This window comes from Streptomyces sp. ADI95-16 (assembly GCF_003721495.1).
Taxonomy (GTDB): domain Bacteria; phylum Actinomycetota; class Actinomycetes; order Streptomycetales; family Streptomycetaceae; genus Streptomyces; species Streptomyces goshikiensis.
In genome coordinates this window covers 4,692,573-4,716,846 of sequence record NZ_CP033581.1, presented here as the reverse complement: position 1 = coordinate 4,716,846, position 24,274 = coordinate 4,692,573, and the positions used below count along the sequence as shown (strand labels likewise).

20 protein-coding genes and 3 rRNA genes are annotated in these 24,274 nt (G+C 68.8%); 5 read left to right on the top strand and 18 right to left on the bottom strand.

Annotated elements, in window-relative coordinates; translation table 11 throughout:
- Positions 1-40: 40 nt before the first annotated feature.
- Together EES41_RS20945 and EES41_RS20940 are read left to right on the top strand one after the other, a co-directional pair.
- The gene (locus EES41_RS20945; RefSeq protein ID WP_355802041.1) at positions 41-826 is read left to right on the top strand and encodes a helix-turn-helix transcriptional regulator; all 786 of its coding nucleotides are present in this window, start codon (positions 41-43) and stop codon (positions 824-826) included.
- Positions 823-1,068, top strand: coding sequence for a DUF397 domain-containing protein (locus EES41_RS20940; protein ID WP_123079866.1), 246 nt, complete (start codon positions 823-825; stop codon positions 1,066-1,068). Before EES41_RS20945 ends, EES41_RS20940 begins: the two co-directional genes overlap by 4 nt.
- Here the strand turns inward: EES41_RS20940 and EES41_RS20935 are convergent.
- The 7 genes from EES41_RS20935 to EES41_RS20905 all read right to left on the bottom strand — a co-directional run bounded on the left by EES41_RS20935 (position 1,050) and on the right by EES41_RS20905 (position 8,298).
- Positions 1,050-1,322, bottom strand: a complete 273-nt coding sequence (locus EES41_RS20935) for a DUF1876 domain-containing protein (protein WP_073794533.1) — start codon at positions 1,320-1,322, stop codon at positions 1,050-1,052. The genes EES41_RS20940 and EES41_RS20935 overlap by 19 nt on opposite strands.
- Before the next feature lie 92 nt (positions 1,323-1,414).
- Complete coding sequence (hemB, locus tag EES41_RS20930; RefSeq protein WP_123079865.1) at positions 1,415-2,416, bottom strand: porphobilinogen synthase; 1,002 nt, start codon at positions 2,414-2,416, stop codon at positions 1,415-1,417.
- A 128-nt stretch (positions 2,417-2,544) separates the two neighbouring features.
- Positions 2,545-4,212 (bottom strand): uroporphyrinogen-III synthase, encoded by a 1,668-nt coding sequence (locus EES41_RS20925; RefSeq protein WP_123079864.1) that lies wholly within the window; start codon positions 4,210-4,212, stop codon positions 2,545-2,547.
- Positions 4,209-5,177 (bottom strand): hydroxymethylbilane synthase, encoded by a 969-nt coding sequence (hemC, locus tag EES41_RS20920; protein WP_123079863.1) that lies wholly within the window; start codon positions 5,175-5,177, stop codon positions 4,209-4,211. The genes EES41_RS20925 and hemC overlap by 4 nt, the downstream gene beginning before the upstream one ends.
- On the bottom strand, positions 5,174-6,883 hold the full coding sequence (locus EES41_RS20915) for a glutamyl-tRNA reductase (RefSeq protein WP_123079862.1): 1,710 nt from the start codon (positions 6,881-6,883) through the stop codon (positions 5,174-5,176). The genes hemC and EES41_RS20915 overlap by 4 nt, the downstream gene beginning before the upstream one ends.
- The gene (locus tag EES41_RS20910) at positions 6,880-7,746 is read right to left on the bottom strand and encodes a redox-sensing transcriptional repressor Rex (protein WP_123079861.1); all 867 of its coding nucleotides are present in this window, start codon (positions 7,744-7,746) and stop codon (positions 6,880-6,882) included. The genes EES41_RS20915 and EES41_RS20910 overlap by 4 nt, the downstream gene beginning before the upstream one ends.
- Positions 7,747-8,019: 273 nt before the next feature.
- Positions 8,020-8,298 carry a glutaredoxin family protein gene (locus EES41_RS20905; protein WP_174261710.1) on the bottom strand — a complete coding sequence of 93 codons (279 nt, stop codon included), beginning with the start codon at positions 8,296-8,298 and terminating at the stop codon, positions 8,020-8,022.
- 106 nt (positions 8,299-8,404) lie between these two features.
- Between EES41_RS20905 and EES41_RS20900 the strand changes: the two genes are divergently transcribed.
- The 3 genes from EES41_RS20900 to EES41_RS20890 all read left to right on the top strand — a co-directional run bounded on the left by EES41_RS20900 (position 8,405) and on the right by EES41_RS20890 (position 12,094).
- Positions 8,405-9,394 carry an HAD family phosphatase gene (locus EES41_RS20900; RefSeq protein ID WP_123079859.1) on the top strand — a complete coding sequence of 330 codons (990 nt, stop codon included), beginning with the start codon at positions 8,405-8,407 and terminating at the stop codon, positions 9,392-9,394.
- Positions 9,395-9,791: 397 nt separating this feature from the next.
- A complete protein-coding gene (locus EES41_RS20895; protein ID WP_123079858.1) occupies positions 9,792-10,607 on the top strand; it encodes an ECF subfamily RNA polymerase sigma factor, BldN family in 816 nt (271 codons plus the stop codon).
- Positions 10,608-10,873: 266 nt separating this feature from the next.
- A complete protein-coding gene (locus EES41_RS20890; protein WP_123079857.1) occupies positions 10,874-12,094 on the top strand; it encodes a DUF5667 domain-containing protein in 1,221 nt (406 codons plus the stop codon).
- A gap of 77 nt (positions 12,095-12,171) precedes the next feature.
- Here the strand turns inward: EES41_RS20890 and EES41_RS20885 are convergent, their stop codons facing one another.
- The 11 genes from EES41_RS20885 to EES41_RS20835 form a co-directional block, all read right to left on the bottom strand.
- Positions 12,172-13,158 (bottom strand): lysophospholipid acyltransferase family protein, encoded by a 987-nt coding sequence (locus tag EES41_RS20885; RefSeq protein WP_123079856.1) that lies wholly within the window; start codon positions 13,156-13,158, stop codon positions 12,172-12,174.
- Positions 13,158-14,231, bottom strand: coding sequence for an NAD-dependent epimerase/dehydratase family protein (locus tag EES41_RS20880; protein ID WP_123079855.1), 1,074 nt, complete (start codon positions 14,229-14,231; stop codon positions 13,158-13,160). The genes EES41_RS20885 and EES41_RS20880 overlap by 1 nt, the downstream gene beginning before the upstream one ends.
- A gap of 95 nt (positions 14,232-14,326) precedes the next feature.
- On the bottom strand, positions 14,327-14,425 hold the full coding sequence (locus EES41_RS20875; RefSeq protein WP_003948845.1) for an AURKAIP1/COX24 domain-containing protein: 99 nt from the start codon (positions 14,423-14,425) through the stop codon (positions 14,327-14,329).
- A gap of 132 nt (positions 14,426-14,557) precedes the next feature.
- Positions 14,558-14,767 (bottom strand): helix-turn-helix domain-containing protein, encoded by a 210-nt coding sequence (locus tag EES41_RS20870; RefSeq protein WP_008738568.1) that lies wholly within the window; start codon positions 14,765-14,767, stop codon positions 14,558-14,560.
- Positions 14,768-14,881: 114 nt separating this feature from the next.
- Entirely contained in the window at positions 14,882-15,712 is an 831-nt protein-coding gene (locus tag EES41_RS20865) for a phosphatase (RefSeq protein ID WP_123082603.1), read from the bottom strand.
- 83 nt (positions 15,713-15,795) lie between these two features.
- On the bottom strand, positions 15,796-16,944 hold the full coding sequence (locus EES41_RS20860; protein WP_123082602.1) for an acetoin utilization protein AcuC: 1,149 nt from the start codon (positions 16,942-16,944) through the stop codon (positions 15,796-15,798).
- Positions 16,916-18,142 carry an MFS transporter gene (locus EES41_RS20855; RefSeq protein WP_123079854.1) on the bottom strand — a complete coding sequence of 409 codons (1,227 nt, stop codon included), beginning with the start codon at positions 18,140-18,142 and terminating at the stop codon, positions 16,916-16,918. Before EES41_RS20855 ends, EES41_RS20860 begins: the two co-directional genes overlap by 29 nt.
- Positions 18,143-18,255: 113 nt before the next feature.
- Entirely contained in the window at positions 18,256-18,909 is a 654-nt protein-coding gene (locus EES41_RS20850; protein ID WP_123079853.1) for an HAD family phosphatase, read from the bottom strand.
- A 207-nt stretch (positions 18,910-19,116) separates the two neighbouring features.
- Positions 19,117-19,233: ribosomal RNA gene (gene rrf / locus EES41_RS20845) — 5S ribosomal RNA — on the bottom strand.
- A gap of 73 nt (positions 19,234-19,306) precedes the next feature.
- A 23S ribosomal RNA gene (locus EES41_RS20840) occupies positions 19,307-22,430 on the bottom strand.
- A 286-nt stretch (positions 22,431-22,716) separates the two neighbouring features.
- Positions 22,717-24,241 (bottom strand): 16S ribosomal RNA (locus tag EES41_RS20835).
- Together the 16S, 23S and 5S rRNA genes form the textbook arrangement of a ribosomal RNA operon.
- Positions 24,242-24,274: the final 33 nt, after the last annotated feature.

The window sequence follows — 24,274 nt, the reverse complement described above, 5'->3', positions numbered from 1 at the left end:
CATGCCACCAAGGAAAAGGCCCCGGCCAAACGCAACGGCGATGAAGATGGTCGGCGAGCAGGCCGCCACCGCCCGTGTCGCCCAAGGACTGACCCAGCGCGCGCTCGCCGAGCAGGTGGTGATGGACGTGGAGTCCCTCGCCTCCATCGAGCAGGGCCGCCGGGTACTCATGCCGGACATCGCTGAGCGGATGGACCGGATCCTGGGGCTTCCCGGGCTCCTGACGGTCGCCGCGAACAGGATGCCCGAGGTCGACATGATCCCGCCATGGGCTGAGGAGTACTTCGCGCGGGAGGCCGAGGCCCTCGCCCTGTCCTGGTACGACACGCTGACCATCCCGGGCCTGCTCCAGACCGAGGCCTATGCGCGCGCCGTGTTCAGCTGCCGCGTCCCGTACATGGGGGAGGAGAAGATCGAGCTCAAGACCGCCCGCCGGATGCAGCGCCAGGAAATACTGCGCCGCCGGGTGCCGCCCACCCTCGGTTTCGTCATCTGGGAGCCCGCCATCCGCGACCGCATCGGCGGCGAGGAGGTCTACCTGGAGCAGCTGCGGCACCTGCGCGCCTGTGCCGACCGGCCGACCATCTCGCTCCAGGTCCTGCCCCTGGGCATCACCGCCCACGCGGGTCTCAACGGCCCGTTCATCCTGCTGGAAACCCCCGACCACCAGCGTCTCGCGTACTCGGAGACCCAGCGCGGCAGCTTCCTCGTCCGCGACCCCAACGAGGTCAGCATCCTTGCTCAGAAGTATGCAATGCTGCGATCCCAGGCCCTCAACGTGACCCACACGAAAGGCCTGTTGGATGAGCTGCTAGGAGAGCAATGAGCACCGAACTCATGTGGTTCAAGTCCAGCTACAGCGGCAGCGAGGGCGGCGCCTGCCTGGAGGTCGCCATCGCCTGGCGGAAGTCCAGCTACAGCGGCGACGAAGGTGGTGCCTGCGTCGAAATGGCTCCCTGCACGTCGGCGGACGAGGTGCACGTGCGGGACTCGAAGGTCCCGCACGGCCCCACGCTCACCCTCTCGCCCTCAACCTGGGCGGGTCTGACTCACTGGGTCAGCGGATAGGAGTTCCTGCCCGAGGCGTCGTCGATCTCGGCGTGCGCCTTCTGCAGGAGCTGCGACGCGAGATCCATCAGCGCCCGCGATCCCGCGATCTCCTCGCCGACCCGCAGCTGCTCCGGGTCGGTGGGGTGGCGCATGGCGTAGCCGCGCGCCCTCATCTCGGAGCCGTCCCCGAGTCTGACCAGGGCAGCCGCGCTCGTGCGGTTGCCCTCCTCGGTGAATTCCAGCTCCACATGCCACCCGACCAGCGTCGGCATGGTGGATCACCTCCAGAGGTCGACCTCCATCCCTCCAGGGTGCTCCCGGCATGCGGCCGGGGCCAGTCGGCGGAACCCGTGGTCCGGCGCGGTCAGCGCTCCCGGCGGAGCCAGCCCGCGACCTCGGTCGCCCAGTAGGTGAGGATCGTGTCCGCGCCCGCCCGCTTGATGCCGAGGAGGCTCTCCAGGATGGCGCGGTCGCGCTCGATCCAGCCCCTCTCGGCCGCCGCCTCGATCATCGCGAACTCGCCGCTGATCTGGTAGGCGGACACCGGTACGTCCACGGCCTGCGCGACCCGGTGGAGGATGTCCAGGTAGGGGCCGGCGGGCTTGACCATGACCATGTCGGCGCCCTCGTCCAGGTCCAGCGCCAGCTCCCGCAGGGACTCGCGGGCGTTCGCCGGGTCCTGCTGGTACGTCTTGCGGTCGCCCTGGAGCGAGGAGCCGACGGCCTCGCGGAAGGGGCCGTAGAACGCGGAGGAGTACTTCGCGGTGTACGCGAGGATCGAGACGTCCTCGTGGCCGGTCTCGTCGAGGGCGTCGCGGATGACGCCGACCTGGCCGTCCATCATGCCGCTGGGGCCGACCACGTGGACGCCCGCGTCGGCCTGGACCTGGGCCATCTCCGCGTAGCGCTCCAGCGTGGCGTCGTTGTCGACGCGGCCGTTCTCGTCCAGGACGCCGCAGTGGCCGTGGTCGGTGTACTCGTCCAGGCACAGGTCCGACATGATGACGAGGTCGTCGCCGACCTCCGCCCTCACGTCGCGGATCGCGAGCTGGAGGATGCCGTCCGGCTCGGTGCCCGCCGTGCCCAGCGCGTCCTTGTTCTCGTCGGCCGGGACGCCGAAGAGCATGATGCCGGCGACGCCCGCCTCCACCGCCTCCACGGCGGCCTTCCGCAGCGTGTCCCGGGTGTGCTGGACCACGCCCGGCATCGCGGAGATGGCCGCGGGCTCGCTGATGCCCTCGCGCACGAAAGCGGGGAGGATCAGGTCCGAGGGGTGCAGCCGGGTCTCCGCGACCATGCGCCGCATCGCCGGGGTGGTCCGCAGCCGGCGGGGCCGGGAGCCGGGGAAGGATCCGTACGCGCTCATACTCAGTCGCCTCTTCGAGCTTCGAGAACAGTCGGGAACCAGCGTAGGCCGTGCCGGGCGGGCCCCCGGCACGGGTCAGGGCCCGGACGCGCGGCGCGTCCGGGCCCTGATCAACTCCTGCCCACCGCTCAGGTGGTGCGGCGCCGGCGGGCGCCGGGGCGGCGCTCGCTCGGCCGGAACACCGTCTCGCCGGCCTCCTTGGCCGCCTCGCGGCGCGCCGCGCCGTACTCGGCCAGGGCCTCGGCCAGCTTGCCGACGCTCGGCTCCGGCGACAGGACGTCGACGCGCAGGCCGTGCTCCTCCGCCGTCTTGGCGGTCGCCGGGCCGATGCAGGCGATCACGGTGACGTTGTGCGGCTTGCCGGCGATGCCGACGAGGTTGCGCACGGTCGAGGACGAGGTGAAGAGAACGGCGTCGAAGCCGCCGCCCTTGATGGCCTCCCGGGTGTCCGCCGGCGGCGGCGAGGCGCGCACGGTGCGGTAGGCCGTGACGTCGTCGACCTCCCAGCCGAGCTCTATCAGGCCCGCGACCAGCGTCTCGGTCGCGATGTCGGCGCGCGGCAGGAAGACGCGGTCGATCGGGTCGAAGACCGGGTCGTAGGGCGGCCAGTCCTCCAGCAGCCCGGCGGCGGACTGCTCGCCGCTCGGCACCAGGTCCGGCTTGACGCCGAACTCGACGAGCGCGGCGGCGGTCTGCTCGCCCACGGCGGCGACCTTGATCCCGGCGAAGGCGCGGGCGTCGAGCCCGTACTCCTCGAACTTCTCGCGGACGGCCTTCACGGCGTTGACCGAGGTGAAGGCGATCCACTCGTAGCGTCCGGTGACGAGCCCCTTGACGGCCCGCTCCATCTGCTGCGGGGTGCGCGGCGGCTCCACGGCGATGGTCGGCACCTCGTGCGGCACCGCGCCGTACGAACGCAGCTGGTCGGAGAGCGAAGCGGCCTGCTCCTTGGTGCGCGGTACGAGCACCCGCCAGCCGAACAGCGGCTTCGACTCGAACCAGGCCAGCTCCTCGCGGCGCGCGGTGGCGCCGTGCTCACCGACCACGGCTATGACCGGGCGGGCACCCTCGGGCGAGGGGAGGACCTTGCCCTGCTTGAACACCGTGGCGATGGTGCCGAGGGTCGCGCTCCAGGTGCGCTGGCGGGTCGTGGTGCCGCCCACGGTCACCGTCAGCTGGGTGTCGGGCTTGCGCCCGGCGCTGACCAGCTCGGCGGCGGCCGCCGACACCGTCTCCAGCGTCGCGGAGACGACGAGGACGCCGTCGCTGGCGCCGACCTCGCTCCAGCAGCGCGCCGAGGCGGTGCGGGCGTCGACGAAGCGGACGTCCGCGCCCTGTTCGCCGCGGAGCGGGACGCCCGCGTAGGCGGGCACGCCGACGGCGGTCGCGACGCCGGGGACCACCTCGAAGGGGATGCCCGCGGTGGCGCAGGCGAGCATCTCCTGGGCCGCGTTGCCGTCGAGTCCGGGGTCTCCGGTGACGGCACGCACGACCCGCCTGCCGGAGCGCGCGGCCTCCATGACAAGATTGGCCGCGTCCCGGATCGCCGGGATACCGGCGGCCGCTGACGCTTCGTCAGCTATCGTCAGCTGCGGCGTGTCGACACCCGCGCGCGCATGCGTACGTACGACATCGAGCACCTCGGGCTCCGCGATCAGTACGTCCGCGGCCGTGAGCGCCTCGACGGCGCGCAGCGTGAGCAGACCCGGGTCGCCGGGGCCGGCACCGAGGAAGGTGACGTGTCCCCGGGCGGCGACGGCCGGAAGGGCGGAGGTGGTCGGACGTGAGGGGTTCAAAGCGATCGCTCCCCCATAAGACCGGCCGCGCCCTTGGCCAGCATCTCGTCCGCGAGTTCGCGGCCGAGCGCCATGGCGTCGTCGTACGACTGGGGCACGGGACCGGTGGTGGACAGCTGCACGAGCGTCGTGCCGTCGAGGGTGCCGACGACGCCGCGCAGGCGCATTTCATTGACAATCTGCCCGTCGGCCAGGAGGTCGGCGAGCGCGCCCACGGGGGCGCTGCAGCCGGCCTCCAGGGCGGCGAGCAGGGAACGCTCGGCGGTCACGGCGGCCCGGGTGTGCGGGTCGTCGAGCTCGGCGAGCGCGGCGATGAGCCCCGCGTCGGACGCGAGGCACTCCACGGCCAGGGCGCCCTGGCCGGGAGCCGGCAGCACACTGTCCACGGACAGGAATTCGGTCGCCTCATCACTGCGGCCGATCCGGTTGAGGCCGGCGGCCGCGAGGACGACGGCATCGAGCTCGCCGTCCCGTACGAAGCCGATCCGGGTGTCGACGTTGCCGCGGATGGCGACCGTCTCGATGCGCTTGCCGAGGGCGCGCGCGGCGTGGTTGAGCTGCGCCATCCGGCGCGGCGAACCGGTTCCGACGCGGGCGCCGTCGGGCAGCTGCTCGAAGGTCAGGCCGTCGCGGGCGACGAGCGCGTCGCGCGGGTCCTCGCGGGGCGGCATGGCCGCGATCACGAGGTCGTCGGGCTGCGTGGTCGGCAGGTCCTTCAGCGAGTGCACGGCGAAGTCGATCTCGCCGCGCAGCAGGGCGTCGCGCAGCGCCGTCACGAAGACGCCGGTGCCGCCGATCTGCGCGAGGTTCTCACGGGAGACGTCCCCGTACGTCGTGATCTCCACGAGCTCTACGGGGCGGCCGGTGATGGCCCGGACCGCGTCGGCGACATGGCCGGACTGGGACATGGCCAGCTTGCTGCGCCGCGTGCCGAGCCGCAGGGGCTGGTCGAGACGTGGATTCATGATGCCCGTCCTGAGTCGTCGTTCTGGTCTGCCGCGTCGGCCCGGCTGACGGAGGCCACCGTCTGCGGGTCGAGGTCGAAGAGTTCGCGCAGCGCCTCGGCGTACCCGGCGCCGCCGGGCTCGCTCGCGAGCTGCTTCACGCGCACGGTCGGCGCGTGGAGGAGTTTGTCCACGACGCGCCGCACGGTCTGAGTCACCTCGGCGCGCTGGCGCTCGTCGAGGTCGGGGACCCGGCCGTCGAGCCGGGCCACTTCCATGGCCACGACCTCGGCGGCCATGGCCCGCAGGGCCACGACGGTGGGCGTGATGTGCGCGGCCCGCTGCGCGGCGCCGAAGGCGGCCACTTCCTCGGTGACTATCCCACGTACGGCGTCCACATCGGCAGCCATGGGCGCGTCGGCGGAGGCTTCTGCGAGCGACTCGATGTCCACGAGCCGTACCCCGGGGATGCGGTGCACGGCGGCGTCGATGTCGCGGGGCATGGCCAGGTCGAGGAGGGCGAGCCGGACGGCGACGCCGTCGACCTGCGCCCGCACCCCGCGCCGGGGCTGGCGCTGCGCGGCCGCCTCGCCCTGGTCGGCCCAGGTGCCGTGCAGCTCCAGCGAACTGGCGTCCACTCCGGCGATCGCGGCCCGCCCGTCGCCGACGGGACACCCGTCGCCCTCGGGCACGGCCGCCAGCACCCTCACGGCCCCGGCATCGGCGAGCCGCCGCCGCCCGCCGTCGGCGGCGGCAACGAGCCGCGCGACGACCCCGGCGTCGACAAGCTCCGGACCGGCGCCGGCCGCACTCAGCCCCGCCGGCGTTTGAGGCGCGGGGTCCGGGGCGGAGCCCCGATCTTCCGGCCCCGCCGACGTGTGCGCGGCGGAGCCACGGGACACGGCCGCGGCCACGTCGTCCGCGGTCAGCACGAGCCCGGTCGCACCGGTACAGGAGACGACCACGTCAACACGTGTCAGCTCATCGGCGACGGCCGACATGGCGACGGCCCGCGCCGCCACCCCGGTGCCCGAGGCAACCAGAATCTCGGCGAGCCGCTCCGCCCGCTCGGCGGTCCGGTTCGCCACCACGATCTCGGCGAAGCCGACCCGCGCCAGCGTCGCCGCCGCGAGCGAGGACATCGACCCGGCTCCGAGCACCAGCGCCCGCTTGCCGACGGCCCACTCCCGCACCGGCAGGTGCACGGCCAGCTGCTCCAGGCCGAACGTCACCAGCGACTGCCCGGCCCGGTCGATCCCGGTCTCGGAGTGCGCCCGCTTGCCCACCCGCAGCGCCTGCTGGAACAGGTCGTTGATCAGCCGCCCGGCGGTGTGGAGCTCCTGCCCCAGCGCCAGCGCGTCCTTGATCTGGCCGAGGATCTGGCCCTCGCCGACCACCATCGAGTCCAGCCCGCACGCCACCGAGAACAGGTGGTGCACCGCCCGGTCCTCGTAGTGCACGTACAGGTACGGAGTGAGCTCCTCCAGAGCCACCCCGCTGTGCTGCGCGAGCAGCGTCGACAGCTCGGACACGCCCGCGTGGAACTTGTCCACGTCGGCGTAGAGCTCGATCCGGTTGCACGTGGCGAGCACCGTCGCCTCGGCCGCGGGCTCCGCGGCCAGCGTGTCGTGCAGCAGCTTCGCCTTGGCGTCGGCGTTCAGGGAGGCCCGCTCCAGCACGCTGACCGGCGCGCTGCGATGGCTCAGCCCCACGACGAGCAGACTCATGCCGGCATCACCGCCGGGACGTCACCCTCGGGGCCGCCCTTGCGCGCGGCGGCGGCAGCGGCGGCGCCGCGGCCGGCCGGCGGCATCAGGGCGGCGGCCGGGGCGGCCCCCGTCCCGGCTCCGGCCCCATCGGCGGCGCCGGCACCCGCGTCCGGGGCCCCGTCGCCGTCGGCGTCGACGGAACCGGCGGCCGCCGCTTCCTCGCCCGCCTTGCGCTGCTCGTGGAAGGCCAGGATCTGGAGCTCGATCGACAGGTCGACCTTGCGCACGTCCACGCCGTCGGGCACGGACAGCACGGTCGGCGCGAAGTTCAGGATGGAGGTGACGCCCGCCGCGATCAGCCGCTCGCTGACCTGCTGGGCCGCGCCCGCGGGGGTCGCGATCACGCCGATCGAGACGCCGTTCTCCGAGATGATCTTCTCCAGATCATCGGTGTGCTGGACGGGCATGCCGGCGACCGGCTTCCCGGCCATCGCCGGATCGGCGTCGATGAGCGCCGCGACGCGGAATCCGCGCGCGGAGAAGCCGCCGTAGTTGGCGAGGGCCGCGCCGAGGTTGCCGATGCCGACGATGACGACGGGCCAGTCCTGGGTCAGGCCCAGTTCGCGGGAGATCTGGTAGACGAGGTACTCGACGTCGTAGCCGACGCCGCGCGTCCCGTAGGAACCGAGGTAGGAGAAGTCCTTGCGCAGCTTCGCGGAGTTGACTCCGGCGGCGGCCGCGAGCTCCTCGGAGGACACCGTGGGCACCGATCGCTCGGAGAGCGCGGTGAGGGCGCGCAGGTACAGCGGAAGCCGGGCGACCGTGGCCTCGGGGATACCTCGGCTGCGGGTCGCCGGTCGGTGAGTTCGGCCAGTTGCCACGATGCTCCTGCGGGATGAGCGGGGCTGCAGGCGGTCACTTGTCCCAAGACCGCCCCGTCGGAAGCAGGCTATGTCTTTGTGAACGCGTGCACAAAGATTGTGTCCGCTTTGTCCGAGCAAAGTGACCGGGGTCACGCGACCCGGGCGCGCGGGGGTGGAACCGGGAACGGGCCGAACCCGTTCAAATCCGGACGGGGGCAAAACCGTACACACTCCTCATCGATACGCCCCCGAGTCCCCATAAATCGCCCATGATGGTAACCGCCCGCGCGGTCAGGCTCCCAATGCCCGGCGCAAGCGCTCGGGGTTCACCCGCCAGAAGGTGTGCTGTTCACCGTCGACCAGCACCACCGGGATCTGCTCCCAGTGCAGCCGGTAGAGCTCCTCGTCCTGCGAGATGTCCTTCTTCTCCCAGCGCGCGCCCGTCTCGGCGCACACCTTCTCGATCACTTCCTGGGCGTCATCGCACAGATGGCACCCCGGCTTCCCGATGAGCGTGACCATCCGCTCCTCGGGGCGCTTCTTTTCCTTACGACGCAGCAAAGGGCTCATGGCCCCCATTCTCCCGCGCCGTCCGTAACACCCCCGCCCCGCAGAGTTCACGCCTCCGCATCCCATCGGTTCGGGAACTCCCGAACACAGTGGCTATGCTCGCGTCATGGCCGCTCTGGGATGGCTCACCCCCCGTAGGCGCTCCGCGACAGCGCGGAGCGTGCTGGCAGGCGAGGCCTCGGCCGAGGCCGCCCGCAAGTCCGCTCTGACCGATGCGCCGGATCCGGAAATCGTCGAGGACGACGAGAACGTCCAGGTCAACACGGCGCAGGCGGAGCCCGAACCGGCCGCCGAGGCCGCCCCGGCCCCCTTCCCCGTCGCCGGGGACGATCTGGCCGCCGCCTTCTTCGACCTCGACAACACCGTCATGCAGGGCGCCGCGATCTTCCACTTCGGACGCGGCCTCTACAAGCGCGAGTTCTTCCAGCGGCGCGAGCTCGCCCGCTTCGCCTGGCAGCAGGCCTGGTTCCGGTTGGCCGGCGTCGAGGACCCCGAGCACATGCAGGACGCCCGCGACAGCGCCCTGTCCATCGTCAAGGGCCACCGGGTCTGCGAACTCATGGCCATCGGCGAGGAGATCTACGACGAGTACATGGCCGAGCGGATCTGGCCGGGCACCCGCGCCCTGGCCCAGGCCCACCTCGACGCCGGCCAGAAGGTGTGGCTGGTGACGGCCGCCCCCGTCGAGACCGCCACGATCATCGCCCGCCGCCTCGGCCTGACCGGGGCCCTGGGCACCGTGGCCGAGTCCGTGGACGGCGTCTACACCGGCCGGCTCGTCGGCGAACCGCTGCACGGCCCCGCGAAGGCGGAGGCCGTCCGCGCGCTGGCCGCCGCCGAGGGCCTCGATCTCGAACGCTGCGCCGCGTACAGCGATTCGCACAACGACATCCCGATGCTGTCGCTCGTCGGACACCCGTACGCGATCAATCCCGACACAAAACTGCGCAAGCATGCCAGGGCCAACGACTGGCGGCTGCGCGACTACCGGACCGGCCGCAAGGCCGTGAAGGTCGGCGTCCCGGCGGCCGCCGGTGTCGGCGCGATCGCGGGCGGCGCGGCCGCCGCCATCGCCCTGCACCGCCGCCGCAAGTAACACCGCCCGGCCCCGCCTTCCGGCCGCCGCCTGCGCCGGAGCCCCCGCGCGCCCCGCGGCCCGCTCCCGGACGCCTCCCGCCCGCCGCCCCGGCGGCGATCCCCCCACCTCCGCCCGCGCCTTCGGCGCGGCACTCCGGCATGCCCCACTCGGTCGCGAGCCACCTTGGAAGCGTCCATTCCGCGCATCCAACCGATCAAGAACCGATCACCAATTGCGTCTGAATATGCCCTCGACACGCAACAGAAGTGTCGGAAGCGGTGATTTGAGCAACTGGGTGTAGCACTGCCTGTACGAAGCGTTATTCTCCTCAAACGCATGCCACCGGCCATCTGTCGCCACGACGGGTGAACGGTCCCGCACTGCACGTGATGGAAGCTCTGCCTCTGGGAGTCCCGTGTACCCACCTGTCGGGGTTGACGCCTCGGGCCTGGCTACGCTGCGCGCGACGGTCCTCGACCACCTGCGCGGCTTCGTCCCCACCGCGTACGCCGTCCCCGCCTTCGCCGCCGCGGTCCCTGCCGGCCTCGGCCCGGCCGGTCCCTGCTATGCCCTGACGGATGGCGGAGCGACCGTGGGCAGACGCGGTCGCTCCGCGGGCAACGCGGGCGGCGGTGCCACCGGCACGAGCGCCCCCACCGCCCGCCGCCCCACCGCGGACAGCGACCAGGCCCGCATGATGGACCTGGTCGAACGCGCCCAGGCCGGAGAGGCGGATGCCTTCGGCCGGCTCTACGACCAGTACAGCGACACCGTCTACCGGTACATCTACTACCGCGTCGGCGGCAAGGCGACCGCGGAGGACCTCACCAGCGAGACCTTCCTGCGCGCCCTGCGCCGCATCTCCACCTTCACCTGGCAGGGCCGGGACTTCGGCGCCTGGCTCGTGACGATCGCCCGCAACCTGGTCGCCGACCACTTCAAGTCGAGCCGCTTCCGCCTGGAAGTGACGACCGGCGAAATGCTGGACGCCAACGAGGTGGAACGGTCCCCCGAGGACTCCGTCCTGGAGTCCCTCTCCAACGCGGCCCTGCTGGAGGCCGTACGGAAACTCAACCCTCAGCAGCAGGAGTGCGTGACCCTGCGCTTCCTCCAGGGCCTCTCGGTCGCCGAGACCGCCCGTGTGATGGGGAAGAACGAGGGCGCCATCAAGACGCTCCAGTACCGGGCGGTGCGCACCCTGGCCCGCCTGCTCCCCGACGACGCGCGCTGACGGGGACGCGCGCCGACGGGTGGCGCTCCCGCGCCGAAGCCCACACCCATGCCTACACGACAAAACAACCTGACTCTGATGACGCTGTGGTCCGATCATCCTTCGTCCGTAACCCAAGTGCCGCGCCGCTCGTTGTGCGGAATGCAGGCTCCCTGTGGACACGCCCTGCCCGAAGCCGCTCACCCGAAAGTGTGGATGTGCTCAAGGAAGGCAACCTTCCGGACACCTTGGGGAGTCGATCGTCATGACGAGAGGAGGTGCCGCCAGTGATCGCGAACGTGACTCCGCACCGGCGGGCGAACGCCTTCGCCCAGGCCCTGGAGGATCGGAACCCATCCGATCCTTCGGAACCGGACCCGGCGGCCGAGCAGTCCGAGGCACCTGCCGAACCTGCTGACCACAACCGGTTGTTGGCCCTGGCGAGCGTGCTCGGCGAACGAATGCCGCGCCCGGAGCTGGACCCCGAGGTCAAAGTGGTGCAGCGAGCCCAGCTCGTTGCCGCCATGGAGGCCATGGTGATGGAGCAGAGGGCCGGGGGCGGTGCCGCCCCGGACCCTCTGGTGCCCGAGCAGCGGACCGGCCGCGGCGCCCACCGGGCGACCTCGCTCCGGAAATTGCGGCCCCGCTCCCGCTGGTCCAAGGGCATCGCAGCGGGCGGTCTCACGGTCGGTGTGGCCGCGGGGGCTTTCAGCGGAGTGGCCGCTGCCAGTACGGACGCCCTGCCGGGTGACTCCCTGTACCCCGTCAAGCGGGGCATGGAGGATCTGAAGCTCGGGATGGCCGACGACGATTCGGACCGGGGCGAGCTCTACCTCGACCAGGCCTCGCACCGTCTGTCGGAAGCCCGCAGGCTGATGGAGCGCGGCCGTACGGGCGTCCTGGACCACGAGTCCCTGGGCGAGATCCGCCGAGCGCTGGCGGGCATGAGACACGACGCCTCGGAGGGCCACCGGCTCCTCCAGGCGGCGTACGAGCGGGACGGCTCGCTGGGCCCGATCCAGACGCTGTCCTCGTTCTCCCGCTCGCACCGCGACGCGTGGGGCAGGCTCCGCGAGAAGCTCCCGCCGCAGCTGGGCGACGTGGGCGGAGAGGTCGAGTCGGTCTTCCAGGCCATAGACGAGGACGTGGCGCCGCTGCAGAGCATGCTCCCCAAGCCACCGGAGCAGCCCCGCGGCGGAACCGGGGCGACCTCGGCCAAGCCGAGCGCGCCCGCCGGGAAGCAGCAGCCCGCCGCCTCCCCCGGCACCCCGTCGGCCGGCGGACACCCCGCCAGCCCGGCGGCACCGTCGGGGAGCACCACCAGCAAGCCCCCGGCCTCCGGCGGCCTCCTGGGCGGTACGGGTGACCTCCTGAACCCGCCCGGGGGTCACTCTCCCGTTCCCTCGGCGGCCACCCCGGAGCTCCCCAAGCCGGACATCACGCTCCCGCCCCTGCTCCCGGGTCTCCTCCCGGGCCTGGGCCTGAGCGCGGAGGACGCGGCGGAGTAGCCCGGCACCCGAACGCCGGCGGGGCTGGATCATCCAGCCCCGCCGGCGTTCGTGGCGCCCGGCCGGAAGGTGCCCGGTCAGAAGAAGACCGACCGCCGCTGCACGAGCAGCCGGTACAGGGTGTGCTGGATCTGCTCCCGCACCTGGTCGGTGAGGTTGAACATCAGCATCGGATCCTCCGCCGCCTCCGGCGGATACCCGTCCGTCGGGATCGGCTCCCCGAACTGGATCGTCCACTTCGTCGGCAGCGGCACCGCCCCGAGCGGCCCCAGCCACGGGAACGTCGGCGTGATCGGGAAGTACGGGATCCCCAGCAGCCGCGCGAGCGTCTTCGCGTTGCCGACCATCGGGTAGATCTCCTCCGCCCCCACGATCGAGCACGGCACGATCGGCGTCCCCGCCCGCAGCGCCGTGGACACGAAGCCGCCCCGCCCGAACCGCTGGAGCTTGTACCGGTCTCCGAACGGCTTCCCTATCCCCTTGAAGCCCTCCGGCATGACACCGACCAGCTCCCCGGCCTCCAGCAGCCGCTGCGCGTCCTCCGCGCACGCCAGGGTGTGCCCGGCCTTGCGCGCCAGCTCGTTGACCACCGGCAGCATGAACACCAGGTCCGCCGCCAGCAGCCGCAGGTGCCGCCGCGCCGGATGGTGGTCGTGCACCGCGACCTGCATCATCAGGCCGTCCAGGGGCAGCGTCCCCGAGTGGTTCGCCACGATCAGCGCCCCACCCTCCTTCGGGATGTTCTCGACGCCCTTGACCTCGACCCGGAAGTACTTGTCGTACAGCGGCCGCAGCAGGGACATCAGGACCTGGTCCGTCAGTTCCTCGTCGTAGCCGAAGTCGTCGACCTCGTAGTCCCCGGTGACCCGCCGCCGCAGGAACGCCAGCCCGCCGGCGATCCGCCGGTCCCAGCTGCCGCCGCCCGGCCCGGCGCCCGCCTCCGCGCCCGGCGCGGGCAGCGGGGCCACCGCCTCCGGCTCCGTCGCCGCGGCGACCCGCACCCGGCGCGGCGGGCGCCGCCTCGGCCGGTCCTCGTCGAACGGAATGACCTTGGCGTCCGCCACTATCGCTGCGCTCCCTCAACCGTAGGCCCGGCACTCGTCAGATCCGCGTTCAGCATCCCCGCCACCCGGTCCACCGCGCGCCCCGCCCGCTCCGGCGGCAGCAGCCCGTTCCCCCGGCTCCGGACGAAGTCGAGGAAGGTCTCGGCGGTGGTGTACATCGGCTTGAACCCCAAGGTGTCCCGCATCTGGGTGGTCTCCACGACCCGCCCGTGGGTCAGCAGCCTGATCTGCTCGGGCGAGAAGTCCGTGACCCCCACCGTCCGCAGCGCGGCTCCCACCCATGTCACCGCGGGCAGCAGCAGCGGCACCGTGGGCCGCCCGAGCCGCCGCGAGCACTGCGACAGCAGCATCACGCCGTCGCCCGCGATGTTGAAGGTACCGCTGTTCAGCGTCCCGCGCCGGGGCTCGCGCGCCGCCAGCCCCAGGACGTCCAGTACGTCGTCCTCGTGCACGAACTGGAGCCGCGGGTCGTAACCCAGCACCGTCGGCATCACCGGCATCGAGAAGTACTCGGCGAGCGCCGAGTCGGCGTAGGGGCCCAGGATGTTCGCGAAGCGCAGCACGCACACCGCCACGTCGGGCCGCCGGCGCGCGAAGCCCCGTACATAGCCCTCGACCTCGGCGGCGTCCTTGGCGAACCCGCCCGACGGCAGCGATTTGGGCTGGGTGCTCTCGGTGAAGACGGCGGGGTCCCGCGAGGTGCCCCCGTACACGCTGGTACTGGACTTCACCACGAGCCGGCGCACCGTCGGGGACTTCTGGCAGGCCCCGAGGAGCTGCATCGTCCCGATGACGTTGGTTTCCTTGACGGCGCTGCGGCCGGCGCCCGGCACCGCCGTGCCTCCGGTGACCGCCAGATGGACCACCGTGTCCACGGCGTGCTCGGCGAGCACGCGGACGATCGCCGACTGCCTGATGTCCGTACGGACGAACTCGGCCGATCCGAGCCGGTGTGTCGGGGTCACCGCGTCCACCGCGATCACCCGCTCCACATCCGGGTCGCGCTGGATGCGGCGCACGAAGCGGCCTCCCAGCTGCCGGGCAGCCCCGGTGACGAGCACGACCTTCCCCACGAGTTCAGCGCCTCCCTCGAAGAAGTCCCCCGGTTACACCGCAGCCCCTCCACCAGGATGGTGGAGGGGCTGCGGAGAACACGTACAGCTGCCGTTTACTTCTTGTTACGGCGCTGGACGCGGGTGCGCTTGAGCAGCTTGCGGTGCTTCTTCTTAGCCATCCGCTTGCGCCGCTTCTTGATAACAGAGCCCACGACTACCCTCGCTCACTTCTCTTCACTCGGTGCGGGGCGTCTGGGCCCACACGACCTACGTCGGCCTAGCCTACCCGCCCGAGCTCTGAGCTTGTAATCCGAGGGCGATCGCGGGGACCCGAGGCGTCCCCCTCAGGCCGACTCCACCCCCACATAGGACTCTCGAAGGTACTCGTGGACCGCGTTTTCGGGGACCCGGAAGGACCGGCCCACCCGGATTGCGGGCAGATGACCGTTGTGCACCAGGCGGTACACGGTCATCTTCGACACTCGCATCACCGAGGCGACCTCCGCCACGGTCAGGAACTGAACCTCACTGAGAGGCCTCTCGCCAGCAGCCATGACACACCTTGACCTTCCGCGCATGACGGGCACCGGCTTCCCCTCCGGTTACTCCTCGTCGTCGCACGCTCACTCCCCAGAGTAGGGGCGTGTGATACGAGTGGGGAAGAGGAGCTACGGCCACTCCTGGCCCGGCGGAAGACTGGCTCGATGGAGTACCCAGCGGATGAGCGGTCGGTAGTAGTCCGAGCGCACCGCGTCATCAAGCGGAACCGCCACGGAGACGCGCCCCTCGGCCTCCCCGACGAACAGCGCGGGATCATCCGTGTCCGCCAGCCCGATGGCGTCCACACCGAGCTGACCTGCACCGCAGACCCATCCGTGATCTCCGACCACCAGCTCCGGCAGTGGCCCGCCGGCCTCCGCCAGCGCCCCGAGCGCGATCCGAACCGGCAGCGGCGAATGGGTGTGCGCGCCGGTCGCACTCCCCGGCTCCCGCGCGCCGGGTTCTCGCACCAGTGCGACCCCCCGTACGTAATCGATGCGGTGCGGGCGTACGCCGAACCGGGTCGCCATGTCGACACCGACCCCCTGCGCCGGGGTGAGGACAACACAGCCCGCCGCCGACAGCGCCTGCGCCAAACTGACGTAGAACCCCAGGAGCCGGTGTGGATGTCCCGTCCCGAACAGTACGGGCGACCGCGCCCCGACCGCCTCCCGCAGCCGGTCCGCGAACGCCTCCAGGGCCGCCACCGTCCGCTCCGGATCGATCACGTCCGGGCCGCTGACGTGCGAAGGGTCCGCGGAGACCCCGCATTTGTCCGCCATCAGCCGCAGTAAGTCACCCTCGCCCCAGCGCCACTCGGGATCCAGCCCCAGCAGCACCCGGGGATCGCGCGCCGCGAACAGCCGGTAACTGCGCAGGCTCTCCTCCCGCGAGGTCGCTACGGGCCCGGCCAACCGGGCGGCCAGCAGATGCGCGCGCAGCGCGGCGGTGCTCAACACCCTCCGATGCTGCCGCACCGCATCCCGCGGATCCTCAATTCCGGCGAACAGCCCCACAGTTGGCGTAACGACGCGGCCACGCGCTACGTGAGCAGGCCACGCAACGGGAACACCGCCCGCCGGGTCGCGAGAACGGCCTGATCCGTCCGGTCCGCCGGGTCGTATCCCGCCTCCCAGTCCCGCCAGACCGGATTCCGCCCGTCCGTCATCCGGGCCGGCGCGGGCTGCCGGGTCCGCGCGTACACCTCGTCCCGCCACACGTCCGGCACCGTCGCCGCCGGATCCACCGGCCGGTGCGCCGCGATGCCCACCAGATGCGTCCACGAGCGCGGTACGACGTCCACCACCGAGTAACCGCCGCCGCCCAGCGCCAGCCAGCGCCCACCCGCGTGCTCGTGCGCGAGCCGGTGACAGGCCTCCTGGACAACCCGCTGCGCGTCCAGCGACACCGCCAGGTGGGCCAGCGGGTCCTCGAAGTGCGTATCGGCCCCGTGCTGCGACACCAGCACCTGCGGCCGGAAGTCCGCCAGCAGCTCCGGCACCGTCGCGTGGAACGCCCGCAGCCACCCCTCGTCGCCGGTCCCGGCGGGCAGCGCCACGTTCACCGCGGAACCCTCCGCCGCCGGACCGCCCGTCTCCTCGGGCCAGCCCGTCTGCGGGAACAGCGTCCGGGGGTGCTCGTGCAGGGAGACCGTCAGCACCCGCGGGTCGTCCCAGAACGCCGCCTGCACCCCGTCACCGTGGTGCACGTCCACATCCACGTACGCGACCCGCTCGGCCCCCAGCTCCAGCAGCCGCGCGATCGCGAGCGCCGCGTCGTTGTACACGCAGAACCCCGCCGCGCCCCCGGGCATCGCGTGGTGCAGCCCGCCCGCGAAGTTCACCGCGTGCTCGGCCTCCCCGTGCCAGAGCGCCTCCGCGCCCGCCACCGACTGCCCCGCGATCAGCGCGGACGCCTCGTGCATGCCGTGGAACGCCGGATCGTCCATGGTCCCGAGCCCGTACGAACCGTCGGCCACCCCGGGATCCGCCGACACCTCCCGCACGGCCGCCACGTAGTCCTCGCGGTGGACGAGCCGCAGCGTCGACTCCCCCGCCTCCGGAGCCGCCCGCACCTCCATCTCCCGGTCCAGCCCGAAGGCGCGCACCAGGCCCATGGTCAGCGCCAGGCGCACCGGGTCCATCGGATGGCTCGGCCCGAAGTCATACCTCGTTACCGCCTCGTCCCACATCAACAGCCCGGTCACCGGCTCGCCGCTCATGCCGGACACCGTATCGGGCGCCCTCCGCGCCGAACGAGCGGGCGTACAGGAGCGTCACCAGCACCAGCCCCATCGGTACGAGCATCGCGCCCCGGTAGCTCCACGCGTCCCCGATGCCGCCGACGAGCGGCGACCCGATCAGGAACCCGACGTAGTTGAAGATGTTCAGCCGCGCGATCGCCGTGTCCGAGGCACCGGGGAAGAGGCGCCCTGCCGCCGCGAAGGTCTGCGGCACGATCACGCACAGCCCGATCCCCAGCAGCGTGAACCCGAGCATCCCCGCCCACGCCCCGGGCGCGGCGGCCACCACCGCGAACCCGGCCGCGGCGACCACCGTCCCGGCCCGCACCACCGCGACCGCGCCGAACCGCCGCACGCCCACGTCACCGGCGGCCCGCCCGATCAGGGTCGTCACCATGTACACGTTGTAGGGGACCGTCGCCAGCTGCTCCGAGCCCCCCAGCACGTCCTGGAGGTACTTGGCGCTCCAGTTCGAGACCGTCGAGTCCCCGATGTACGCACACGCCATCACCAGGCACAGCGGCAGCAGCAGCTTGAACCCGCCGGCCCCCAGCCCCTTCTCGGGAACCTCTTCTCCCCCGTCCCGGTGGCCGACGTAGAACCGGCTCCCGTAGAACACCAGGGGCAGCAGCACCGCCACCGCCGGGAAGTACCCCGTGAGCAGCGACAGGTGCCAGTGCGCCCCCGCCCAGGCCGCGGACGCCCCGACGATCCCGCCGAGGCTGTACGAGGCGTGGAAGCCCAGCATGATGCTGCGCCCGTACGCCCGCTGGAGACTGACGCCGAGCATGTTCATGGACGCGTCCAGCGCGCCCACCGACAGCCCGAACGCCCCCAGGGCCACCGCCACGTGCCACAGCTGGCTACCGGCCCCGACGCCCAGCAGGGACAGCAGCACCAGCGGCTGCGCCCACCGCAGTACGAGGGCGGGCGGGACCCGCTTCACCAGGTGCTCGGTGGCCACGCTCGCGACCCCGGCGAGGACCGGGACGGCGGCGAGGAACGCGGGCAGCAGCCCGTCGGATATCCCGTACCGGTCCTGGATGGCCGGGATCCGGGTCACGAGCAGGGCGAAGGTCACGCCCTGCGCGAAGAAAGCGAACCCCAGGGACCCGCGCCCACGGCGGAGCCGCACATCAGCTGTCATGGCGGCTCAGCGTAGGCCCGGCGGCTACCCGTGGGTAGAGAGATCACACGGCAATGTTCGCGTGCCCGGGGATCGCGGGGACGGCCGTCGCCCGGCCGGCCCGCACCGCGCGCTCAGGCCTCCAGGCCGAGCAGCCCGATCAGCTGCTTCATGTCCCCGAAGTACCCGGTGGCCCCGGGGAGCCGCTCGGCCGACATCATCCCGGTGAACGCGTACACGTCCATCCCCGCGGCGACGGCGGCCTCCACCCCGAGCGGGCTGTCCTCGACGACGACGCACCGCGCGGGCAGCACACCCATCTGGTCCGCCGCGTGCAGGTACAGGTCCGGGGCGGGCTTCCCCTTCCCGACGTCATCCGCGCTGTAGAGCCACTCCTCCTCGAACCACCCGTCGATCCCGGCCGCCCGGTGCCCGACGCGGATCCGCTCGTGGCTCCCGGAGGAGGCGAGGCAGTACGCCACTCCCTGCGCGGTCAGCGCCCCGAGCACCTCCTCCACACCGGGCACGGGCTTCAGCTCGCGCTCGAACGCGGCGAACGTCCGCGCGTGGAGGGTCTCGTCGAACTCGGCCGGCAGCCGCGCCCCGCTCCGCTCGAAGACGACGTCGTGCACCCGGTGCACGGCGGCTCCCATGTAGTCGCGGAGCGAGTCGTCGTACGAGGTGGGGTGCCCCAGCTCGCTCAGATACCCGGCGAGGATCCCGTTGGCGAGTGGCTCGCTGTCCACCAGCACGCCGTCGTTGTCGAAGATGACGAGGTCGTAGCCCATGTCCCAACACTACGAGCAGACAGTGCGCGTCAACCCGGACCCCATGCCGGGCATCCGCAGGACAAACGCGCGATCTCAGCCCCCCAGCCCACCCGCCGCCACCCCCGCACGAGCACCGGCCCGGGCGTGGCGCGGGTCGTCGACCGACCCCTAAACGCAGAAAAGCCCCGCACCAGTTACCTGGTGCGGGGCTTTCCCACAATGATTGTTCGGCGGCGTCCTACTCTCCCACAGGGTCCCCCCTGCAGTACCATCGGCGCTGAAAGGCTTAGCTTCCGGGTTCGGAATGTAACCGGGCGTTTCCCTAACGCTATGACCACCGAAACACTATGAAGTTAACCAACCGGGCATAAACACGGTCGTTACTTCAGAACTAACACAGTGGACGCGAGCAACTGAGGACAAGCCCTCGGCCTATTAGTACCAGTCAGCTCCACCCGTTACCGGGCTTCCACATCTGGCCTATCAACCCAGTCGTCTACTGGGAGCCTTACCCTCTCAAGGAGGTGGGAATACTCATCTTGAAGCAGGCTTCCCGCTTAGATGCTTTCAGCGGTTATCCCTCCCGAACGTAGCCAACCAGCCATGCCCTTGGCAGGACAACTGGCACACCAGAGGTTCGTCCGTCCCGGTCCTCTCGTACTAGGGACAGCCCTTCTCAATATTCCTACGCGCACAGCGGATAGGGACCGAACTGTCTCACGACGTTCTAAACCCAGCTCGCGTACCGCTTTAATGGGCGAACAGCCCAACCCTTGGGACCGACTCCAGCCCCAGGATGCGACGAGCCGACATCGAGGTGCCAAACCATCCCGTCGATATGGACTCTTGGGGAAGATCAGCCTGTTATCCCCGGGGTACCTTTTATCCGTTGAGCGACGGCGCTTCCACAAGCCACCGCCGGATCACTAGTCCCGACTTTCGTCCCTGCTCGACCCGTCGGTCTCACAGTCAAGCTCCCTTGTGCACTTACACTCAACACCTGATTGCCAACCAGGCTGAGGGAACCTTTGGGCGCCTCCGTTACCCTTTGGGAGGCAACCGCCCCAGTTAAACTACCCATCAGACACTGTCCCTGATCCGGATCACGGACCGAGGTTAGACATCCAGCACGACCAGAGTGGTATTTCAACGACGACTCCACAACCACTGGCGTGGCCGCTTCAAAGTCTCCCACCTATCCTACACAAGCCGAACCGAACACCAATATCAAACTGTAGTAAAGGTCCCGGGGTCTTTCCGTCCTGCTGCGCGAAACGAGCATCTTTACTCGTAGTGCAATTTCACCGGGCCTATGGTTGAGACAGTCGAGAAGTCGTTACGCCATTCGTGCAGGTCGGAACTTACCCGACAAGGAATTTCGCTACCTTAGGATGGTTATAGTTACCACCGCCGTTTACTGGCGCTTAAGTTCTCAGCTTCGCACGCCCGAAAGCGCACTAACCGGTCCCCTTAACGTTCCAGCACCGGGCAGGCGTCAGTCCGTATACATCGCCTTACGGCTTCGCACGGACCTGTGTTTTTAGTAAACAGTCGCTTCTCGCTGGTCTCTGCGGCCACCCCCAGCTCACGGAGTAAATCCGATCACCAGTGATGGCCCCCCTTCTCCCGAAGTTACGGGGGCATTTTGCCGAGTTCCTTAACCATAGTTCACCCGAACGCCTCGGTATTCTCTACCTGACCACCTGAGTCGGTTTAGGGTACGGGCCGCCATGAAACTCGCTAGAGGCTTTTCTCGACAGCATAGGATCATCCACTTCACCACAATCGGCTCGGCATCAGGTCTCAGCCTTAATGAGGGACGGATTTGCCTACCCCTCGGCCTACACCCTTACCCCGGGACTACCACCGCCCGGGCTGGACTACCTTCCTGCGTCACCCCATCGCTTACCTACTACAAGTCTGGTTCGTCGGCTCCACCACTTTCCTTTCCCCGAAGGGTCCGGAACGGCTTCACGGACTTAGCATCGCCTGATTCGATATTGGGCGTTTCAAAGCGGGTACCGGAATATCAACCGGTTGTCCATCGACTACGCCTGTCGGCCTCGCCTTAGGTCCCGACTTACCCTGGGCAGATCAGCTTGACCCAGGAACCCTTAGTCAATCGGCGCACACGTTTCTCACGTGTGTATCGCTACTCATGCCTGCATTCTCACTCGTGAACCGTCCACAACTAGCTTCCGCTGCTGCTTCACCCGGCACACGACGCTCCCCTACCCATCACAACACCCGTTGGGGCTATACGCTGCAATGACACGACTTCGGCGGTACGCTTGAGCCCCGCTACATTGTCGGCGCGGAATCACTTGACCAGTGAGCTATTACGCACTCTTTCAAGGGTGGCTGCTTCTAAGCCAACCTCCTGGTTGTCTCTGCGACTCCACATCCTTTCCCACTTAGCGTACGCTTAGGGGCCTTAGTCGATGCTCTGGGCTGTTTCCCTCTCGACCATGGAGCTTATCCCCCACAGTCTCACTGCCACGCTCTCACTTACCGGCATTCGGAGTTTGGCTAAGGTCAGTAACCCGGTAGGGCCCATCGCCTATCCAGTGCTCTACCTCCGGCAAGAAACACGTGACGCTGCACCTAAATGCATTTCGGGGAGAACCAGCTATCACGGAGTTTGATTGGCCTTTCACCCCTAACCACAGGTCATCCCCCAGGTTTTCAACCCTGGTGGGTTCGGTCCTCCACGAAGTCTTACCTCCGCTTCAACCTGCCCATGGCTAGATCACTCCGCTTCGGGTCTAGAGCGTGCAACTCAATCGCCCTATTCGGACTCGCTTTCGCTACGGCTTCCCCACACGGGTTAACCTCGCTACACACCGCTAACTCGCAGGCTCATTCTTCAAAAGGCACGCAGTCACGACCGTTGTTCCGAAGAACAACGGCGACGCTCCCACGGCTTGTAGGCACACGGTTTCAGGTACTATTTCACTCCGCTCCCGCGGTACTTTTCACCATTCCCTCACGGTACTATCCGCTATCGGTCACCAGGGAATATTTAGGCTTAGCGGGTGGTCCCGCCAGATTCACACGGGATTTCTCGGGCCCCGTGCTACTTGGGAGATTCTTAAGCAAGCCGCTGATGTTTCGTCTACGGGGGTCTTACCCTCTACGCCGGACCTTTCGCATGTCCTTCGACTACATCAACGGTTTCTGACTCGCCGACCGGCCGGCAGACCGATCAAAAGAATTCCCACAACCCCGCATGCGCAACCCCTGCCGGGTATCACACGCATACGGTTTGGCCTCATCCGGTTTCGCTCGCCACTACTCCCGGAATCACGGTTGTTTTCTCTTCCTGAGGGTACTGAGATGTTTCACTTCCCCTCGTTCCCTCCACACTGCCTATGTGTTCAGCAGTGGGTGACAGCCCATGACGACTGCCGGGTTTCCCCATTCGGACACCCCCGGATCAAAGCTCAGTTGGCAGCTCCCCGGGGCCTATCGCGGCCTCTCACGTCCTTCATCGGTTCCTGGTGCCAAGGCATCCACCGTGCGCCCTTAAAAACTTGGCCACAGATGCTCGCGTCCACTGTGTAGTTCTCAAGCAACGACCAGCCACCCATCACCCTCACTTACAAGAAGTGAAGTTCACTGGGGCCGGCATCGCGAAGATAAGACCTTACGGCCGTACCTTCAGATACCCAACAACGTGCCAGGCACGATCCCCCGTCAGTGACTCACTTTCCACGCCGAAGCAGTACTCGTGATCCATCCAGGAAACCGTGCCAAATAATCAACGTTCCACCCATGAGCTGACCGTGCAGAACATTTGTCTGCAATCGGTACTGTGCTCCTTAGAAAGGAGGTGATCCAGCCGCACCTTCCGGTACGGCTACCTTGTTACGACTTCGTCCCAATCGCCAGTCCCACCTTCGACAGCTCCCTCCCTTACGGGTTGGGCCACCGGCTTCGGGTGTTACCGACTTTCGTGACGTGACGGGCGGTGTGTACAAGGCCCGGGAACGTATTCACCGCAGCAATGCTGATCTGCGATTACTAGCAACTCCGACTTCATGGGGTCGAGTTGCAGACCCCAATCCGAACTGAGACCGGCTTTTTGAGATTCGCTCCACCTCACGGTATCGCAGCTCATTGTACCGGCCATTGTAGCACGTGTGCAGCCCAAGACATAAGGGGCATGATGACTTGACGTCGTCCCCACCTTCCTCCGAGTTGACCCCGGCGGTCTCCTGTGAGTCCCCATCACCCCGAAGGGCATGCTGGCAACACAGGACAAGGGTTGCGCTCGTTGCGGGACTTAACCCAACATCTCACGACACGAGCTGACGACAGCCATGCACCACCTGTATACCGACCACAAGGGGGGCACTATCTCTAATGCTTTCCGGTATATGTCAAGCCTTGGTAAGGTTCTTCGCGTTGCGTCGAATTAAGCCACATGCTCCGCTGCTTGTGCGGGCCCCCGTCAATTCCTTTGAGTTTTAGCCTTGCGGCCGTACTCCCCAGGCGGGGAACTTAATGCGTTAGCTGCGGCACCGACGACGTGGAATGTCGCCAACACCTAGTTCCCAACGTTTACGGCGTGGACTACCAGGGTATCTAATCCTGTTCGCTCCCCACGCTTTCGCTCCTCAGCGTCAGTAATGGCCCAGAGATCCGCCTTCGCCACCGGTGTTCCTCCTGATATCTGCGCATTTCACCGCTACACCAGGAATTCCGATCTCCCCTACCACACTCTAGCTAGCCCGTATCGAATGCAGACCCGAGGTTAAGCCTCGGGCTTTCACATCCGACGTGACAAGCCGCCTACGAGCTCTTTACGCCCAATAATTCCGGACAACGCTTGCGCCCTACGTATTACCGCGGCTGCTGGCACGTAGTTAGCCGGCGCTTCTTCTGCAGGTACCGTCACTTTCGCTTCTTCCCTGCTGAAAGAGGTTTACAACCCGAAGGCCGTCATCCCTCACGCGGCGTCGCTGCATCAGGCTTTCGCCCATTGTGCAATATTCCCCACTGCTGCCTCCCGTAGGAGTCTGGGCCGTGTCTCAGTCCCAGTGTGGCCGGTCGCCCTCTCAGGCCGGCTACCCGTCGTCGCCTTGGTGGGCCATTACCCCACCAACAAGCTGATAGGCCGCGGGCTCATCCTTCACCGCCGGAGCTTTCAACCCCCACCCATGCGGGCGGGAGTGGTATCCGGTATTAGACCCCGTTTCCAGGGCTTGTCCCAGAGTGAAGGGCAGATTGCCCACGTGTTACTCACCCGTTCGCCACTAATCCACCCCGAAGGGCTTCATCGTTCGACTTGCATGTGTTAAGCACGCCGCCAGCGTTCGTCCTGAGCCAGGATCAAACTCTCCATGAATGTTTACCCGTAATCGGGTGCACACGCACTTAG